This is a genomic window from Pseudoflavonifractor sp. BSD2780061688st1 E11, from assembly GCF_005844125.1.
Classification (GTDB): domain Bacteria; phylum Bacillota; class Clostridia; order Lachnospirales; family Lachnospiraceae; genus Sellimonas; species Sellimonas catena.
The window spans coordinates 1-13,559 of the sequence record NZ_SPHM01000065.1 but is presented as its reverse complement, the minus strand read 5'-3'; the positions used below and the strand labels follow the sequence as shown (position 1 = coordinate 13,559).

The following is a 13,559-nucleotide window of genomic DNA, read 5'->3' as shown; positions in this document are numbered from 1 at the left end:
TAGCCGTTGACCACAGGCATGAAACCTCACGCCTGCCGCTTGCTAAGCGGATTTACTCTGCCCCTTATGGGCGCACAAATCAAGTGATTATGCAGATGGTCTTTATCGACGTGAGTTGTCAAAACAAACTCATACTTGCCGCCTAATACCGCCCCGGCAAGTTCCATGCCGATTTTGTGCGCTTCTTCCGGTGTGGTTTCTCCCACCGCAAAGGATTGTATCAAGTGCCGCCCTAAATGTGTGCCGCGATCTCCGGCAGCTTCCCGCGTCCATGCAAACTCAATATCGGCGGTTTCCAGCCCGCAGCCGAAAGAGGACGCAAGCAGCTTCCCGTCTGTCTTTTCGGGATTTAAGATATAGTCTATCGCAGCCTTTAAGGTTGATTTAATAGGGTGCGTCTTTGTAACCGCCATATCTCGTCCACCGCCTTTTTAATGTCCTCTATATCCTGCCTGTAAACCGTCCCCGTCGCATTGGCGCGTTTTGCAATTTGGTTGATGTTCCGGCTCACCGCTTGCAGTTCCCGGATATATGCTTTTGTGTCGCTTCGGTCAACGACAAGAATATACCCGTCTATCGCCATTTTACGGAAGTATGCCCCATACTGCTTTATGGGAAGCTGCTTCATCTTCTCGTCGATCAGCCGCTTTTCTTCTTCCGTAACGTAAAACTTCATCTGTATATTTCTCTTTCGGTTTTCCATTTCCGCACCGCCTTTCGGTATAAGGGTTTGGGATTATCCCAACAAGCATTTTCCGCAAACGGGTACTCGTTTGCTGTGCTTGCTATCTACTCCATACCCCCACCGAAAGGCGGTATTTGTTGCGCGTTCCTTTGATTTTGGACGCAAAAAAAGATTGCAGCCGCCATGCGCTGCAATCTCCCGATTTCTCATATTGTGAGGTTAATCCTCTGCTTTTTCGACTTCCGTTATCTCCCTTGCTGTTGCGGTTACAATCCGTATGCCTTTATCGCTCATACCGTCCAGCAGCGCGTCAAGCTGCCGCCGCCCGGTGGATTTCTCCGCATTGCTGTTCGGGAAGAAAAATTGATCTACCGAAATATGATACCGGGTTACAAGGTCATAGAATACCTGTAAACTCGGCTGTTGTCCCTTGTTCTCGATATTCGCAAGGTAGCGCGGGGAAATATATAACTCGTCGCTTACCTTTTTGCGGCTCTCGCCGTATTCATTTCTCGCGGCTTTTATAGCTGCCCCGAAAGCCTTAAAGTCGTACAATGGTACGGGTCTTTTTGCCATTTTCATTCACCCTGTTACATTTTACAGTTCACCTTTCTTTTTGGATATGTCCACACAATTCATATCATTAGGTTAAATACTTCCTGTTGTGTATTGACAGTAGACTGATTTTCTGATAAAATAAAATTTATGTAAAAGGAGGCGGCGTTTATGTTGCATAGCATGCGTATTAGATAAGCATTGAAAAAAAGGATTTTCCCATTTTCAACATGGGCTTTTTTGTCATGCTTATTTTGCGGATGCTATACAAAAAACTAACGACGTATAGATATAGTATAGACATAGTGCAAGCTATGCCTTAGTTTTGTTGTACTGCTCTGTGCATTATAAATGCAGGTCAATGCTCATGTTGAGGATTGACCTGCATTTTTTTGTGTAAAAAGGACGAGTGAAATATAATGCTTAAAAAATATTGGATAAAATGTCCGATTTGTAACGGAAAGACGAGAGTTCAAGTATTTCATAATACTGTATTAAAAGATTTTCCTCTTTTCTGCCCTAAATGCAAATTGACGCATATCATTGATGTAGAAAAATTAGAGATTGTAATCAAAAATACAGAAAAACAAACTTTTATTATTTAGAAGAAAGGATATAAAAATGAAACGTTTACCTAAATATACGCCTGCGGAAGTACGGAATGATCCATACGGATTTACTTACAAAGAAATGTCGGAAGTTATTGGCGAGAATGAAGCAAAAGCCTTATATGAAGAATTATATAAGCAATTACCACGCAAAAAAAATCTATCAATGTTGGTAAAAAATATTTGCAAAAGCAGTGATACTGAAAAGTATGTTTACGAACTGAAAGACAACAAATACATTGAAACGGTTTTTATCAAGCGGCGAGATGGTGGAACTGTTTGCGTGAGCACACAAGTCGGTTGTCCTGTTGGTTGTATTTTTTGTGAGTCCGGGCGAAATGGCTTTGTTCGTAATCTAACATCGTCAGAAATCGTACAACAGATTATATTGTTGCGTCGAAAAGTAAACCGTATCGTTTTTATGGGTATGGGAGAGCCTTTATTCAATTATGACAACTTGATAAAAGCAATCCATATTCTCCGAGATAGATATGGGCTCAACTTTCCAACCGACGGCATTACCATATCAACAGTTGGTCCGGTCGATCAATTAAAAAAATTGCGCGAGGAACATCTTAAAATTCAGTTGACAATATCTTTACACGCAGCAACACAATCTGCAAGAAATCGTATTATTCCTCACATGCGCATATATGCTATTGAAGATGTTGTTAAGCAAGCCTTATCCTATTCTGAAAGGCATAATCGCAAAATTGTCTTTGCGTATTTGCTTTTACCGGGTATAAATGACCGGCCCTCAGATGTAAGACAACTTGCAAAATGGTTTCGGGGCAAAAAAGTTATGATTAACGTGTTACAATACAACCCAACAAGCAATTCAAGAATTAAAGCACCACAGAAACGGGAAATAGTTGCATTCAAACATCAATTAGAGCAAGCAGGACTTGAAGTTACTATGAGAGTTTCTCATGGCAGAGAGATTAACGCGGCTTGTGGACAGTTAGCTAACACATATAATAAATTCAAAAAAAAATGATTAAAAGTGCCAGACGCATAGACGCAGAGCCGATAACGCATTAGGTCAAAAAACCTATGTGTTATCGGCTTTTTTATTTAATATTGCGCAAAAGCCGCTGTTCCCTATTATAGAATGGATTGCGGGTAGTGTATTAAAGTCGCCCTTTTTTAAGGATACGGCGGTATCGGGGAGGTATCGCCGTGTCCATTTTTATTTACTGTAACCCGCCTAATGCTTTGCGGTCAAAAAAAGCTATGCTCCGCAAGCGGGATATTCCGGCTATGAGTATGAACTGTCAATACATCTAAATACTTCTTACATTTCCTTTGCGCTCGTCCGCGTCTTGCGGACGGGCGCATTTTGCTTTTTTCAACTTTTTTCTGAAAAACGCACTCAAGAGCCATCTCCCGAACGGGTACGGAGCGAAAGGGGCAGAGAGGACAAGCCCTTAACTCCCGTCCTCTACTCCACGCGGGAAGGAGGTGAACTCTATGGAGCTATCTTCTTCCGACAAGGAAAGAATACAACATCAGTACGACGCATTAGCAAAGAAAACTTTGGTTGGCGAAGCGAAAAGCCACCGCCGCACTCTTGCGAAACGCGCAGCACGCGAAGTACCTTTTTCGGATTTGAGCGAAAGCGAACTCGCGCAGCTTTTCACAACGGACGAATACAAAAGCGATTATTTCCGTTTTCAAGTGTCCGGCTTTGATGTACTCGTCAAAAATGAACTGCTTGCCGAAGCCCTTAACGCTTTGCCCGAAAGGAAACGCGACATTATCCTTTTGTCCTACTTCTTGGACATGAGCGACGCGGAAATTGCTGAACTGCTGAATGTTGTACGCACGACGGTTTTCCGGCACAGGAAATCCGCGCTTGCGAAAATCAAACAGTATTTGGAGGGAAAAGCAGATGATGAATACCGTTAGGAAATCTGAAAATCTGTTGCCGTTCCCTGTCATTTCCGCAGCGGCAAACGGCGACACAACCGCCATGTGCGCGATCTTGAAGCATTACGAGGGTTACATAGCGAAACTTTGTACCCGCACGCTGAAAGACGACGCGGGCAATACCTATTCCTATGTGGACGAGGAAATGCGTAACAGGCTGCAAGTGCGCCTTATTACCCGCACCCTTGCTTTTCATGTAGGATAATCTTTTAGCCCATGCGGGGAGCGTGTCCCCTTTCCACGCTTCCCGTTATGGGCTATTTGTCGTTCCGTAACAGCACATCGGAAACGGTGTACTGTTACAGGCCGACAAAGCCTATTGTTCCTTGACAAAGAAAGCGGCCTTTGGTGCGCAGCATAACAGGCAACGGGTACATTCCGTCTGTACCGAGCCGGGCGGCGGGTACGCCATGACCGCTTTTCCCCGTTGGGGAAAAGTCGAGCGAGAACTACCGCGCCGTAAAACAAGTTTAGCAGCTTGTGGGCGACGACATACAAGGCGGCACAATGATACTCCCGCGTTGAACACCCTCAAAGTATTGCGCGGCGCACCCATAAGCATGGGCCGGGGTGAAACTCCCGTGAGGTTGCAGCTAACAACCGCCCGTTTTGCCTTTTGACGAATATAGTTTATCCATACAGGAAAAGGAGGTTTTTCTAATGGATAAAAAACAGACAATTACAACCGAACGCAAAATAGGGAAAATCACCTATCTTGTTCAAGCGTTGCCGAGTGAAAAGGCAACCGATACAATCCATAAAAAGATTGAAAAACTCATTGTAAAGGATTTGCAGAAAAAGCCCGGAAATCCGGGCTTTTTAGCGTCCGAGTAGTGCATTAGGCGGCGGGATATGGTATAATGATAGCAACACATTATACCTGTTTATTCGGCTGTCGGAAAGGAGGACTAATGTTACAGTCGAATAAAATCACCGCCCTTTACTGCCGTTTAAGTCAAGAGGATATGCAGGCCGGAGAAAGCGGAAGCATACAGCACCAAAAAATGATACTTCAACGCTATGCGGACGAACACCATTTTTTGAACACAAAGTTTTTTGTGGACGACGGATTTTCCGGCGTGAGTTTTGAGCGCGAGGGGCTGCAAGCGATGTTGCAGGAAGTGGAAGCCGGACGAGTGGCGACGGTTATTACCAAAGACCTCTCCCGTCTTGGCAGAAACTATCTGAAAACGGGCGAACTCATAGAGATTGTATTTCCCGAAAACGGAGTGCGCTATATCGCGATTAACGACGGAGTTGACACAGCGCGGGAGGATAACGAGTTTACCCCCTTGCGGAACTGGTTTAACGAGTTTTACGCCCGCGATACAAGCAAGAAAATCCGTGCAGTTAAACAGGCACAGGCGCAAAAAGGCGAGCGTGTCAACGGGGAATATCCATACGGCTATATCCCAGACCCGAACAACCGCCACCACCTTATACCCGACCCGGAAACCGCGCCGATTGTCAAACAGGTTTTCGCTATGTTTGTTAGCGGCGTGCGTATGTGCGAAATCCAAAAATGGCTTGCGGAAAACAAAGTCTTGACGATTGGAGCGTTGCGCTATCAGCGCACAGGACAGGCGCGGTATCAGCGGGCAATGATCGCCCCCTATACTTGGCCGGACAAAACGCTCTATGACATATTAGCAAGGCAGGAATATTTAGGGCATACCATAACCGCGAAAACTCACAAGGTATCCTACAAGTCGAAAAAGACCCGGAAGAACGAAGAAGAACAACGCTATTTCTTCCCAAACACCCATGAGCCGCTTGTTGACGAGGAAACCTTTGAACTTGCGCAAAAGCGGATTGCTACCCGCCACCGCCCGACAAAAGCAGCGGAGATTGATATTTTTTCCGGCTTGCTGTTTTGCGCTGGTTGCGGACATAAGATGTATTACCAACAGGGCGTAAATATCGAGCCGCGCAGGTTTTCCTATTCTTGCGGCGCATGGCGCAACAGGGCAAGGACAGGCAGCGAGTGTACCTCTCATTATATCCGCAAAAACGTACTTCTTGATTTAGTGCTGGAAGATATGCGGCGGGTTTTGCAGTATGTTAAGGAACACGAACAGGACTTTATCTGTAAAGCTACCGAGTACGGCGACATGGAAGCGAGAAAGGCATTAGCGCAGCAGCAAAAGGAACTTTCCAAAGCACAGGCGCGTATGACCGAACTTGACACGCTTTTCCGCAAGCTGTACGAGGACAACGCATTAGGCAGACTGACAGATGAACGGTTTGTGTTTCTAACTTCCGGCTACGAGGACGAAAAGAAATCCCTTGCCGCAAGGATAGACGAGTTACAACAGCAGATCGCAACCGTTACCGAGCGAAAAAGGGATATATCAAGGTTTATTCAGATTGTCGGGAAATACAGCGACATACAGGAATTGACCTATGAAAACGTCCATGAGTTTATCGACCGTATTTTGATACATGAATTAGACCGGGAAACCAACACCCGGAAAATCGAAATCCATTACAGCTTTGTCGGACAGGTTGATACCGAGCAGGAGCCGACGCAAGTTGTCAACCATGACCGCCGTAACATGGTAGATGTAAAAAGTATCGCTATCTAACCCCAGCAAATAGCCGGCCTGAGTTCCCTGATAACCGATCCAGCAGTATTTCCATGGGTGGCGGAAATCTGCCTGGTAGGCGGCATTTACGCCTGCGGGAATCAGAAATGCCTGCCCTGGCTTGACCGGATATTTTTTTTCTTCGATCTGCAGAACACCGAAACCGTCTAAAACAAAATGGATCAGATAATAACGCCGGATGCGCGGACCGAAAATATTTCCGCAGACACACTGATCGATGCCGCTGGATTGAAAAGCAAGATCCAGAGAATCTTTTTCTACAGCATTTAAAAATAAATCCGAATTCTGTAACATGATATCCCCCTTTTCTATATAGTGACTTGATTATACAATTTCGCAATGCTAAAAGAAAGAAAAATTGCAAAAAAGAAGAAAAATCTGAGAAATGGCAATGTTTATAGACAAAACAGCTATGGATGCAAAAAGGCATTAATGATAGAATCATACCAATGGAAATGGAGTGAGAAAAAAGTTATGAAAAAGTTATATTATCTAATCAGAATGACGTTTCAAACAAAATTTGCATATATCAAAGCCTTCTGGTTCAATATTTTCGGAACGGCGGTCTCGATTCTGATTTACTATTTTCTCTGGAAATATGTATTTCAGTCCAGGGATGAGCTGAATGGATTTACGGCGGTGGAGATCACGACTTACGTGATTATTTCCAGACTTCTGTCCTCGCAGTTTTCCGGCGGAATCAACCGGGAGTTTTCCGATTGGGTCCAGAAAGGCGATATTGTCGTTGAGCTTCTGAGACCGGTGCCGCTTGTATTTACGCTCTTTGGAAAAAGAGTCGGGGAATTCCTTTTCTTTTTCCTTTTCAAAGGAATTCCGGTCAGTATACTCGCAACCTTTATTTTAGGCGGGACCGGTCCGGATGGCGCAGCAAACTTTGCATTGTTTCTTATCAGTGTCTTTATTTCCATCGGTTTGATGTTCTGGATTGAAGTGATAGTGGGCCTGATTTCTTTCTTTACCCTGAACTCATACGGGATTGGTTATACGAAGACGGCGCTGATGTCGATTCTTTCCGGCGGGATCGTACCGCTCTTTCTTTTCCCGGAAGGTATGGCAAAAGTGCTGGACTATATGCCTTTTGCAGGGATGGTCTCGGTGCCGGTTCATATTTACCTTGGGAAATATACGGCAGCAGAGGCTTTTTCTTTTATCGGCCTTCAGATTGTCTGGGTTGCGCTCCTTGGAATCGGAGTGATGGCATTTTACCGGTTCGCAATCAAAAAAGTTGTGGTACAGGGAGGTTGATGGTATGAGATGGAAATACTATGCAAAGCTCTGGCTTTGCTATATGAGAATCGGGCTTCTCTGCATGACCCAGTACCCGGCGGACACATTGATCTGGCTGATTTCCATGATCGTTCGGGAGGCATGCGGGTTCATCGGAATTCTGGCAGTAGCCAGTGTGACGGGAGGCCTTGGCACATGGGGATTTTACGAGATCTGCCTGTTGTTCTCCATGTGTGCGGTAATTGAAGCAATCGGACAGGCATTTTTTGACAATGTCTGGTCTATCGATAAGATGATACGAAGAGGTGAGATGGATGTATTCCTGATCCGTCCGGCGTCACCGTTTGTGCAGATGCTTGGACAAATCATGCATTTTCAGGCAGTGTTAAGTATGGTAGTCTATGTAGGAATTCTGGCGTGGTCTATTCATGGAATCGGCCTTTCTGTGGGAGCCCGGGAGATTGTGCTGCTTGTCGAATATGTGATTTTCGGGACGGTCATCAACTCCGGAATTTACACGATTTTTAACAGTTTGAATTTCTGGATCGTGCAGGGCGATGACATTGCGGTTCTCGTGCAGACCTGCCGGGAATTTGTCAAATATCCGCTTCAGGTATTCCCTGCGGCGATACAGGGATTTTTCACCTACGTTCTGCCGCTGGGGTTTGTGGCCTACTATCCGGTGCTTGGTCTTCTTGGAAGAACCGATATGCCGGTCATGATCCTTCTGCCGTGTGTGGCGGCACTGGTAGCCGGAATTGCGGCTGTGATCTGGCGGCTGGGCCTGAAGGGATATAACAGTACAGGAACGTAAGGGGGAAGAAGTTTCTATGCAGATCGAAGTGAATCATTTAGTAAAAGAATATAAAAGGAAAAAAGATCCGGGCTCCGTGGGGAAGGCTCTGGCATCCATGTTTCATCCGCAGTACGATGTGTTCCGGGCGGTAGATGATATCAATTTTCAGATCCGGAAAGGTGAGGCAGTGGGTTATGTCGGACCAAACGGGAGCGGGAAGTCTACAACGATTAAAATGCTTTCCGGAGTGCTGACGCCGACAGCCGGAAAGGTGCTTGTCAATGGACTGGAGCCGTCAAAAAATCGGATGAAGGTTAATAAACATGTTGGCGTTGTATTTGGAAACCGTTCCGTGCTCTGGTGGGACGTGCCGGTCATCGAATCTTACCGAGTGCTGCAGCAGCTCTACGAGATTCCGGAAAACCGATTTCGTCAGAATCTGGAGGAGTTCACGGAACTGATGGAAATGGAAGAACTTCTTGGTACACCGGAGCGACAGCTGTCCCTTGGCCAGAAGATGAAATGTAATATTGCGGCGGCATTTCTTCACGATCCGGATATCGTTTATCTGGATGAGCCGACCATCGGACTTGACAGTGAGTCCAAATATAAAATCCGGAAATTTATCCGGCGGATGAATGAGGAGAGGAAGACGACCTTTATCGTGACATCTCATGATTTTCAGGACATTGAGTCGCTGTGCCGCAGAATTATCCTCATCAACCATGGGAAACTGGTTGTAGATGATAAAATTGAAAATGTCCGGAAAAATTTTGACCGGAGAAAACAGATCCGTCTGGAACTGGAACACAATCCATGGAATCAGAAAACCGTATTCGAGATTCCGGGAGTGGAAATTCTGCACTCACAGGAATCCGAACTTGTGCTGGAATTTGACAGTGAAGAAAATGACAGCATCCGTATTATCAACCTGATAGCGGAGAAAACAAGAATCCTTGATGTGTCCATCAACGGACAGGATATCGAATCCATCATCCGGGATATCGTAAAACAGGATAACAGAAAATAAGAAAAGGGCGTATCGTACGAAGCTTATGCTTTCGCACACGGTACGCCCTTTGACAGTTATTGTTCTGCAGCACAGGACATCTGTTTTTGGGAACCTGCCATTTTCAGCAGGCAGGTAGAAAGAATCAGGACCACCGGGAATATACAGGCGGCCAAAAGGCCTGCTTTCAGGCTGTTGCCGGAATTTTCCGTTACGAATCCGACGATGCCGGGGCCGATAGATCCTCCAAGATCACCAGCCATTGCAAGCAGTGCGAACATTGCTGTTCCGCCAAGAGGAATACGGGAGGACGATATACTGATCGTACCCGGCCACATGATTCCGACAGAGAAGCCGCACAGAATGCAGCCGGCAAGCCCCAAAGCGGGATGCTGCCCCAGTGCCGACATCAGATAGCAGACAAGACAAAGTGCGCCGGAACCGATCATGAATTTGAGCAGATCTATTTTTTCGCCGTATTTTCCGTAGAGGAGACGGCTGAGTCCCATAGTAACGGCAAACAGAGAAGGGCCGGCAATGTCTCCGATGCTTTTGGAAATTCCAAGAGCTGATTCCACATAGGCGGATGCCCACTGAGCCATGGAGATTTCACTTGCTCCCGCACAAACCATCAGGACAATGGAAACCCAGAAGACCGGAATCCTGAAAAGCTTCCGGATTCCCCTGGCTTCCCCTTCTTCTGCAGGATGCCGGATTGGACAAGTAGAAAAGTTGTACACATTGTATAATGGGATCAGAGCCCAGATACATGCAAGAATCCGCCAGTTTTCTATGCCGAAAATGGCAAAAAATGCGGTTGAGAACAGAATAACGCCGACTGCTCCCCAGCAGTAAAAGGAATGAAGCAGGCTCATCACGCTGTCTTTCCTGTCGAAAGGACAGGCTTCCACAATCGGACTGACAAGTACTTCGATCAATCCACTTCCGATTGCATAGATGATGGCACTGAGAAGAATTCCGATGTACGGATCACCAAGAAGCTCCGGCAGCACAGTCAGCCCGATAAGGCCGGAAGCCGAAAGAATCTCGGAAGCCACCACGCTCTTCCGGTAACCGATGCCGTCTACGAATCTGGCGCAGAACAGATCCACAAGCAGCTGTGTAAAGAAAAATGCTGTGGAAATGAATGCAATCTTTCCAAGAGGTATGTTGTAGGTGTTGTGGAAAGTCAGAAACAGCAGAGGAGCAAAGTTTGCACAGATTGCCTGTGTTACAAATCCAAGGTAACACGCGGTGAGAGTTTTTTTATATGGATTTTTCATGATTTCTTCCCCCTGTGATTATTATGATTTGTCTAGGGGTTTCCGCTCCGGGACTGTTGTTTCCCAAAACGAAAACCAACTGAATTATATCGTACCACATTCCGCCTGTCATTGAAATATATCACATATTTGTTGTATAATATCGTAAACGACAGTGCCTTTAAGGAGTGAGAAGCTATGAAGTACGGCAGACAAAGTAACAAAATCATGACCGATGACAGTCTGATGGAGACAGTCCGGCATGGAAACAGCAGTTATCCGTTCCATTATTACTATGAAAATCTGGCTGAGTTTGACTTTAATTGTATCGAGTGGCACTGGCATGTCGAAGTGGAATTTGTTCTGGTTGAAAAAGGCACAGTGAGGTGCGAGATCGGGGAAAAGCAGTTCTCTTTGCTGGAAGGAGACGGGCTGTTTGTCAATTCCAGAGTGTTGCACCGCTTTTATTCGGAAGGAGAAGCGGTAGTGCCGAATTTTGTATGCCATCCGGTATTTATAGCGCCGCAGGACAGTTTGATCTTTGACAGGTACGTGCTGCCTGTCCTCTCTTCTGCTCTGGATTGTCAGACTTTTGAGGAAAACATATCCTGGCAGTCCGAAGTGCTGACACTTATGAGGGAAACTGTCCGGATTCAGGAGTCGGATTCCGGAAAAGAACTGCTGACGTCGTCGCTGCTTCAGAAGATCTGGTATCTGATGTATGAAAATCTGGAGACGGATCTTGCGGGAAGGAGAATGGATACATCTGTTTCTTCTCAGGCAAGGGTACAGTTGATGATGCAGTATATTCACCAGAATCTGGCGTCAGGTATTTCCCTGAGAGATATCGCTGATCAGGCACTGGTTAGTAAAAGCACCGCGCTCAATCTTTTTCGCCGGTATCTGCATACAACACCGGTGGACTACCTGAACAGCTGCAGACTGAAAGAAGCGGCAAGGCTGCTTACGTCCACGGAGAAAAATATTAAAACAATCTCGAAAGAGACAGGATTTAATCACGAGGATTATTTTTGCAGAAAGTTTAAGCAGCACTACAAGGTAACCCCCACTGAATATAGAAAAGACAGTTTGAAAAAAATTTCAAGGCAGGATAACCATGTGAAATCCTGTACTGCAACCTCAGGTTGACAATGTTCCGTCTTCGGTTGCTGGAAAAAATGCCGGGTTTCGGTTAACCTGTAGGCAGACAAAATCAGAAAGGCAGGATATACAGGTATGGAATTATCAGAAAAAATTCAGATGCTCCGGAAGAAGGAGGGGCTTTCGCAGGAAGCATTTGCGGAGAAGATGGGGGTCAGCCGCCAGGCAGTCTCAAAATGGGAGCTTGGAGTATCCAAGCCGGACGTGGATAAGATCGTTATGATGAGCAGTCTGTTTCAGGTGACTACAGATTATCTTCTGAAGGACAAGCAAGAAGAACAGACGGAGAAAGTGGTGTATTACAGAGAGGTCAGGCCGTGGCATTTCGAAAAGAAGAGCAGACACACACTGTTTGGACTTCCTATCTATCATATCTGTTTTCAGGGAATGAGAGAGAGCGGAGGGCGCTTTCGGATGAAGATGGCTCCGGCAAAAGGAATTCTGGCAGTCGGGGTGCGGGCTACAGGAGTTGTCAGCATCGGAGTATTCGCAAGAGGCCTGGTCGCGATCGGAGCAGCGGCGATGGGGATGATTTCCATAGGAGCGGCGAGTCTTGGTATTCTGGCTCTTGGAGCATTTGCCGCAGGAATCATTGCGGGAGGCAATCTCAGTGTGGGAATCGTTGCGTTCGGCAACCTTGCGGTGGGGATGTACGCCATCGGAAACTGTGCTGTCGCGAATAAGATCGCTCTTGGTAATTATGCCCATGGGCATATTGCCATAGGTAATACAGTCAGTGGAATGAAAGAAATTCTGCTGAAGGACGCGAACTTTACAGATATGGATCCGGAAGCGGTACGCAGCATGATTATGCAGGAATTTCCAAAGACATGGCCGATGATACAAAAACTGTTTACGATGTGGTAAAAATGCGTGCCGCCGGGGAGTGAGATTCTCCCTGTGCGGCACGCGCTGTTTAATTGGATTCGGAAGAAGCCGTCTCCGGCTTGCGACGGCTTTTCTGACTGCCATCGGTTATTTCTCCTTCGCACGATGCCGGCTGGCCGGAAGTTCGGCACCCTCCAGCGTGAGCAGACTGATTTTTTTATCAATGCCTCCGGCATAACCGGTCAGGCTGCCGTTCGTTCCGAGGACACGGTGGCATGGTACAATGATAGAAACCGGATTGTGTCCCACGGCACCGCCAACAGCCTGGGCGGACATATGCTCCAGACCTCTTTTTCGGGCAATCTGACGTGCGATGTCTCCATAAGTAGTCGTTTTCCCGTAAGGGATTGTGCAGAGAATTTTCCAGACCTCTTTTTGGAATTCTGTTCCCATAAGGTGCAGAGAGACAGGGAAATCCGGGTTTTTTCCTGTGAAATAAAGATCGAGCCAGCGCTTTGCATTAGCTAAAAGCGGAGTTTCACGGTCTAAACACTTGGCATTCAGAGAAAGAGCAAAATATTTCTGCCCTTCAAACCATAGACCGGTCAGGCCGGTATTGTCTGCTGCAAGAAGAATCCTGCCGAGCGGAGACTGGTAATGGCTGGTGTACTGCATGAGATTTCTCCTTTTATTCCGTTATGAGTTGCTGCTCACCCCGAGCCGCCGGAAGCTGCATCTTACATGCAAACATGACGCTGCTTTTTCCAGCATCCCGGAACTGTGTGAACAGTAATTATTTTAGCACAATTTAGAAAAATTTTACATTGTGCCGGTTGATAATTGTGTCATATATGCTAGAATCAAAGAATATA

At 46.2% G+C, this 13,559-nt stretch carries 15 protein-coding genes and 2 pseudogenes; 11 read left to right on the top strand and 6 right to left on the bottom strand.

What is annotated here, in order from left to right:
* Positions 1-77: 77 nt before the first annotated feature.
* The 3 genes and pseudogenes from FGQ85_RS17485 to FGQ85_RS17475 form a co-directional block, all read right to left on the bottom strand.
* A pseudogene (locus tag FGQ85_RS17485) lies at positions 78-413 on the bottom strand (relaxase/mobilization nuclease domain-containing protein); the annotation flags it as partial.
* Positions 374-703 (bottom strand): plasmid mobilization relaxosome protein MobC, encoded by a 330-nt coding sequence (gene mobC / locus FGQ85_RS17480; protein ID WP_002584958.1) that lies wholly within the window; start codon positions 701-703, stop codon positions 374-376. The pseudogene FGQ85_RS17485 and the gene mobC, both read right to left, overlap by 40 nt.
* 201 nt (positions 704-904) lie before the next feature.
* Positions 905-1,261 carry a helix-turn-helix transcriptional regulator gene (locus FGQ85_RS17475; RefSeq protein WP_002584957.1) on the bottom strand — a complete coding sequence of 119 codons (357 nt, stop codon included), beginning with the start codon at positions 1,259-1,261 and terminating at the stop codon, positions 905-907.
* Between the two features lie 398 nt (positions 1,262-1,659).
* On the opposite strand from FGQ85_RS17475, the gene FGQ85_RS17470 reads away from it, so the two are divergent.
* From FGQ85_RS17470 to FGQ85_RS17440, 6 genes are all read left to right on the top strand, one after another.
* Positions 1,660-1,845 carry a cysteine-rich KTR domain-containing protein gene (locus FGQ85_RS17470; protein ID WP_003431289.1) on the top strand — a complete coding sequence of 62 codons (186 nt, stop codon included), beginning with the start codon at positions 1,660-1,662 and terminating at the stop codon, positions 1,843-1,845.
* Between the two features lie 16 nt (positions 1,846-1,861).
* The gene (rlmN, locus tag FGQ85_RS17465) at positions 1,862-2,845 is read left to right on the top strand and encodes a 23S rRNA (adenine(2503)-C(2))-methyltransferase RlmN (RefSeq protein ID WP_002584956.1); all 984 of its coding nucleotides are present in this window, start codon (positions 1,862-1,864) and stop codon (positions 2,843-2,845) included.
* Positions 2,846-3,318: 473 nt separating this feature from the next.
* A complete protein-coding gene (locus FGQ85_RS17460) occupies positions 3,319-3,756 on the top strand; it encodes a sigma-70 family RNA polymerase sigma factor (RefSeq protein ID WP_003502131.1) in 438 nt (145 codons plus the stop codon).
* Entirely contained in the window at positions 3,740-3,982 is a 243-nt protein-coding gene (locus FGQ85_RS17455; RefSeq protein ID WP_002604473.1) for a helix-turn-helix domain-containing protein, read from the top strand. Before FGQ85_RS17460 ends, FGQ85_RS17455 begins: the two co-directional genes overlap by 17 nt.
* A gap of 455 nt (positions 3,983-4,437) precedes the next feature.
* A complete protein-coding gene (locus tag FGQ85_RS17445; RefSeq protein WP_002604472.1) occupies positions 4,438-4,611 on the top strand; it encodes a transposon-encoded TnpW family protein in 174 nt (57 codons plus the stop codon).
* Positions 4,612-4,688: 77 nt separating this feature from the next.
* Positions 4,689-6,362 carry a recombinase family protein gene (locus FGQ85_RS17440; protein WP_069989194.1) on the top strand — a complete coding sequence of 558 codons (1,674 nt, stop codon included), beginning with the start codon at positions 4,689-4,691 and terminating at the stop codon, positions 6,360-6,362.
* A 45-nt stretch (positions 6,363-6,407) separates the two neighbouring features.
* Here FGQ85_RS17440 and FGQ85_RS18960 read toward each other — a convergent pair.
* Positions 6,408-6,677: pseudogene (locus FGQ85_RS18960) on the bottom strand (AraC family ligand binding domain-containing protein); the annotation flags it as partial.
* A gap of 180 nt (positions 6,678-6,857) precedes the next feature.
* On the opposite strand from FGQ85_RS18960, the gene FGQ85_RS17430 reads away from it, so the two are divergent.
* From FGQ85_RS17430 to FGQ85_RS17420, 3 genes are read left to right on the top strand one after another with little or no spacing between them, the layout of a single operon-like run.
* On the top strand, positions 6,858-7,649 hold the full coding sequence (locus tag FGQ85_RS17430) for an ABC-2 family transporter protein (protein ID WP_138374095.1): 792 nt from the start codon (positions 6,858-6,860) through the stop codon (positions 7,647-7,649).
* 4 nt (positions 7,650-7,653) lie between these two features.
* A complete protein-coding gene (locus FGQ85_RS17425) occupies positions 7,654-8,445 on the top strand; it encodes an ABC-2 family transporter protein (RefSeq protein ID WP_138374094.1) in 792 nt (263 codons plus the stop codon).
* 16 nt (positions 8,446-8,461) lie between these two features.
* Complete coding sequence (locus FGQ85_RS17420; protein ID WP_138374093.1) at positions 8,462-9,457, top strand: ATP-binding cassette domain-containing protein; 996 nt, start codon at positions 8,462-8,464, stop codon at positions 9,455-9,457.
* A 56-nt stretch (positions 9,458-9,513) separates the two neighbouring features.
* Here the strand turns inward: FGQ85_RS17420 and FGQ85_RS17415 are convergent, their stop codons facing one another.
* Complete coding sequence (locus FGQ85_RS17415) at positions 9,514-10,719, bottom strand: MFS transporter (protein WP_138374092.1); 1,206 nt, start codon at positions 10,717-10,719, stop codon at positions 9,514-9,516.
* Between the two features lie 177 nt (positions 10,720-10,896).
* Here FGQ85_RS17415 and FGQ85_RS17410 point away from each other — a divergent pair, with 177 nt between their 5' ends.
* Both FGQ85_RS17410 and FGQ85_RS17405 read left to right on the top strand, forming a co-directional pair.
* Positions 10,897-11,847 carry an AraC family transcriptional regulator gene (locus tag FGQ85_RS17410; RefSeq protein ID WP_138374091.1) on the top strand — a complete coding sequence of 317 codons (951 nt, stop codon included), beginning with the start codon at positions 10,897-10,899 and terminating at the stop codon, positions 11,845-11,847.
* Between the two features lie 87 nt (positions 11,848-11,934).
* Positions 11,935-12,726: a helix-turn-helix transcriptional regulator gene (locus tag FGQ85_RS17405; RefSeq protein WP_138374090.1), complete on the top strand. Its 792-nt coding sequence runs from the start codon at positions 11,935-11,937 to the stop codon at positions 12,724-12,726.
* A 108-nt stretch (positions 12,727-12,834) separates the two neighbouring features.
* Here FGQ85_RS17405 and FGQ85_RS17400 read toward each other — a convergent pair whose 3' ends face one another.
* Positions 12,835-13,362: a methylated-DNA--[protein]-cysteine S-methyltransferase gene (locus FGQ85_RS17400; protein WP_118637571.1), complete on the bottom strand. Its 528-nt coding sequence runs from the start codon at positions 13,360-13,362 to the stop codon at positions 12,835-12,837.
* Positions 13,363-13,559 lie beyond the last annotated feature (197 nt).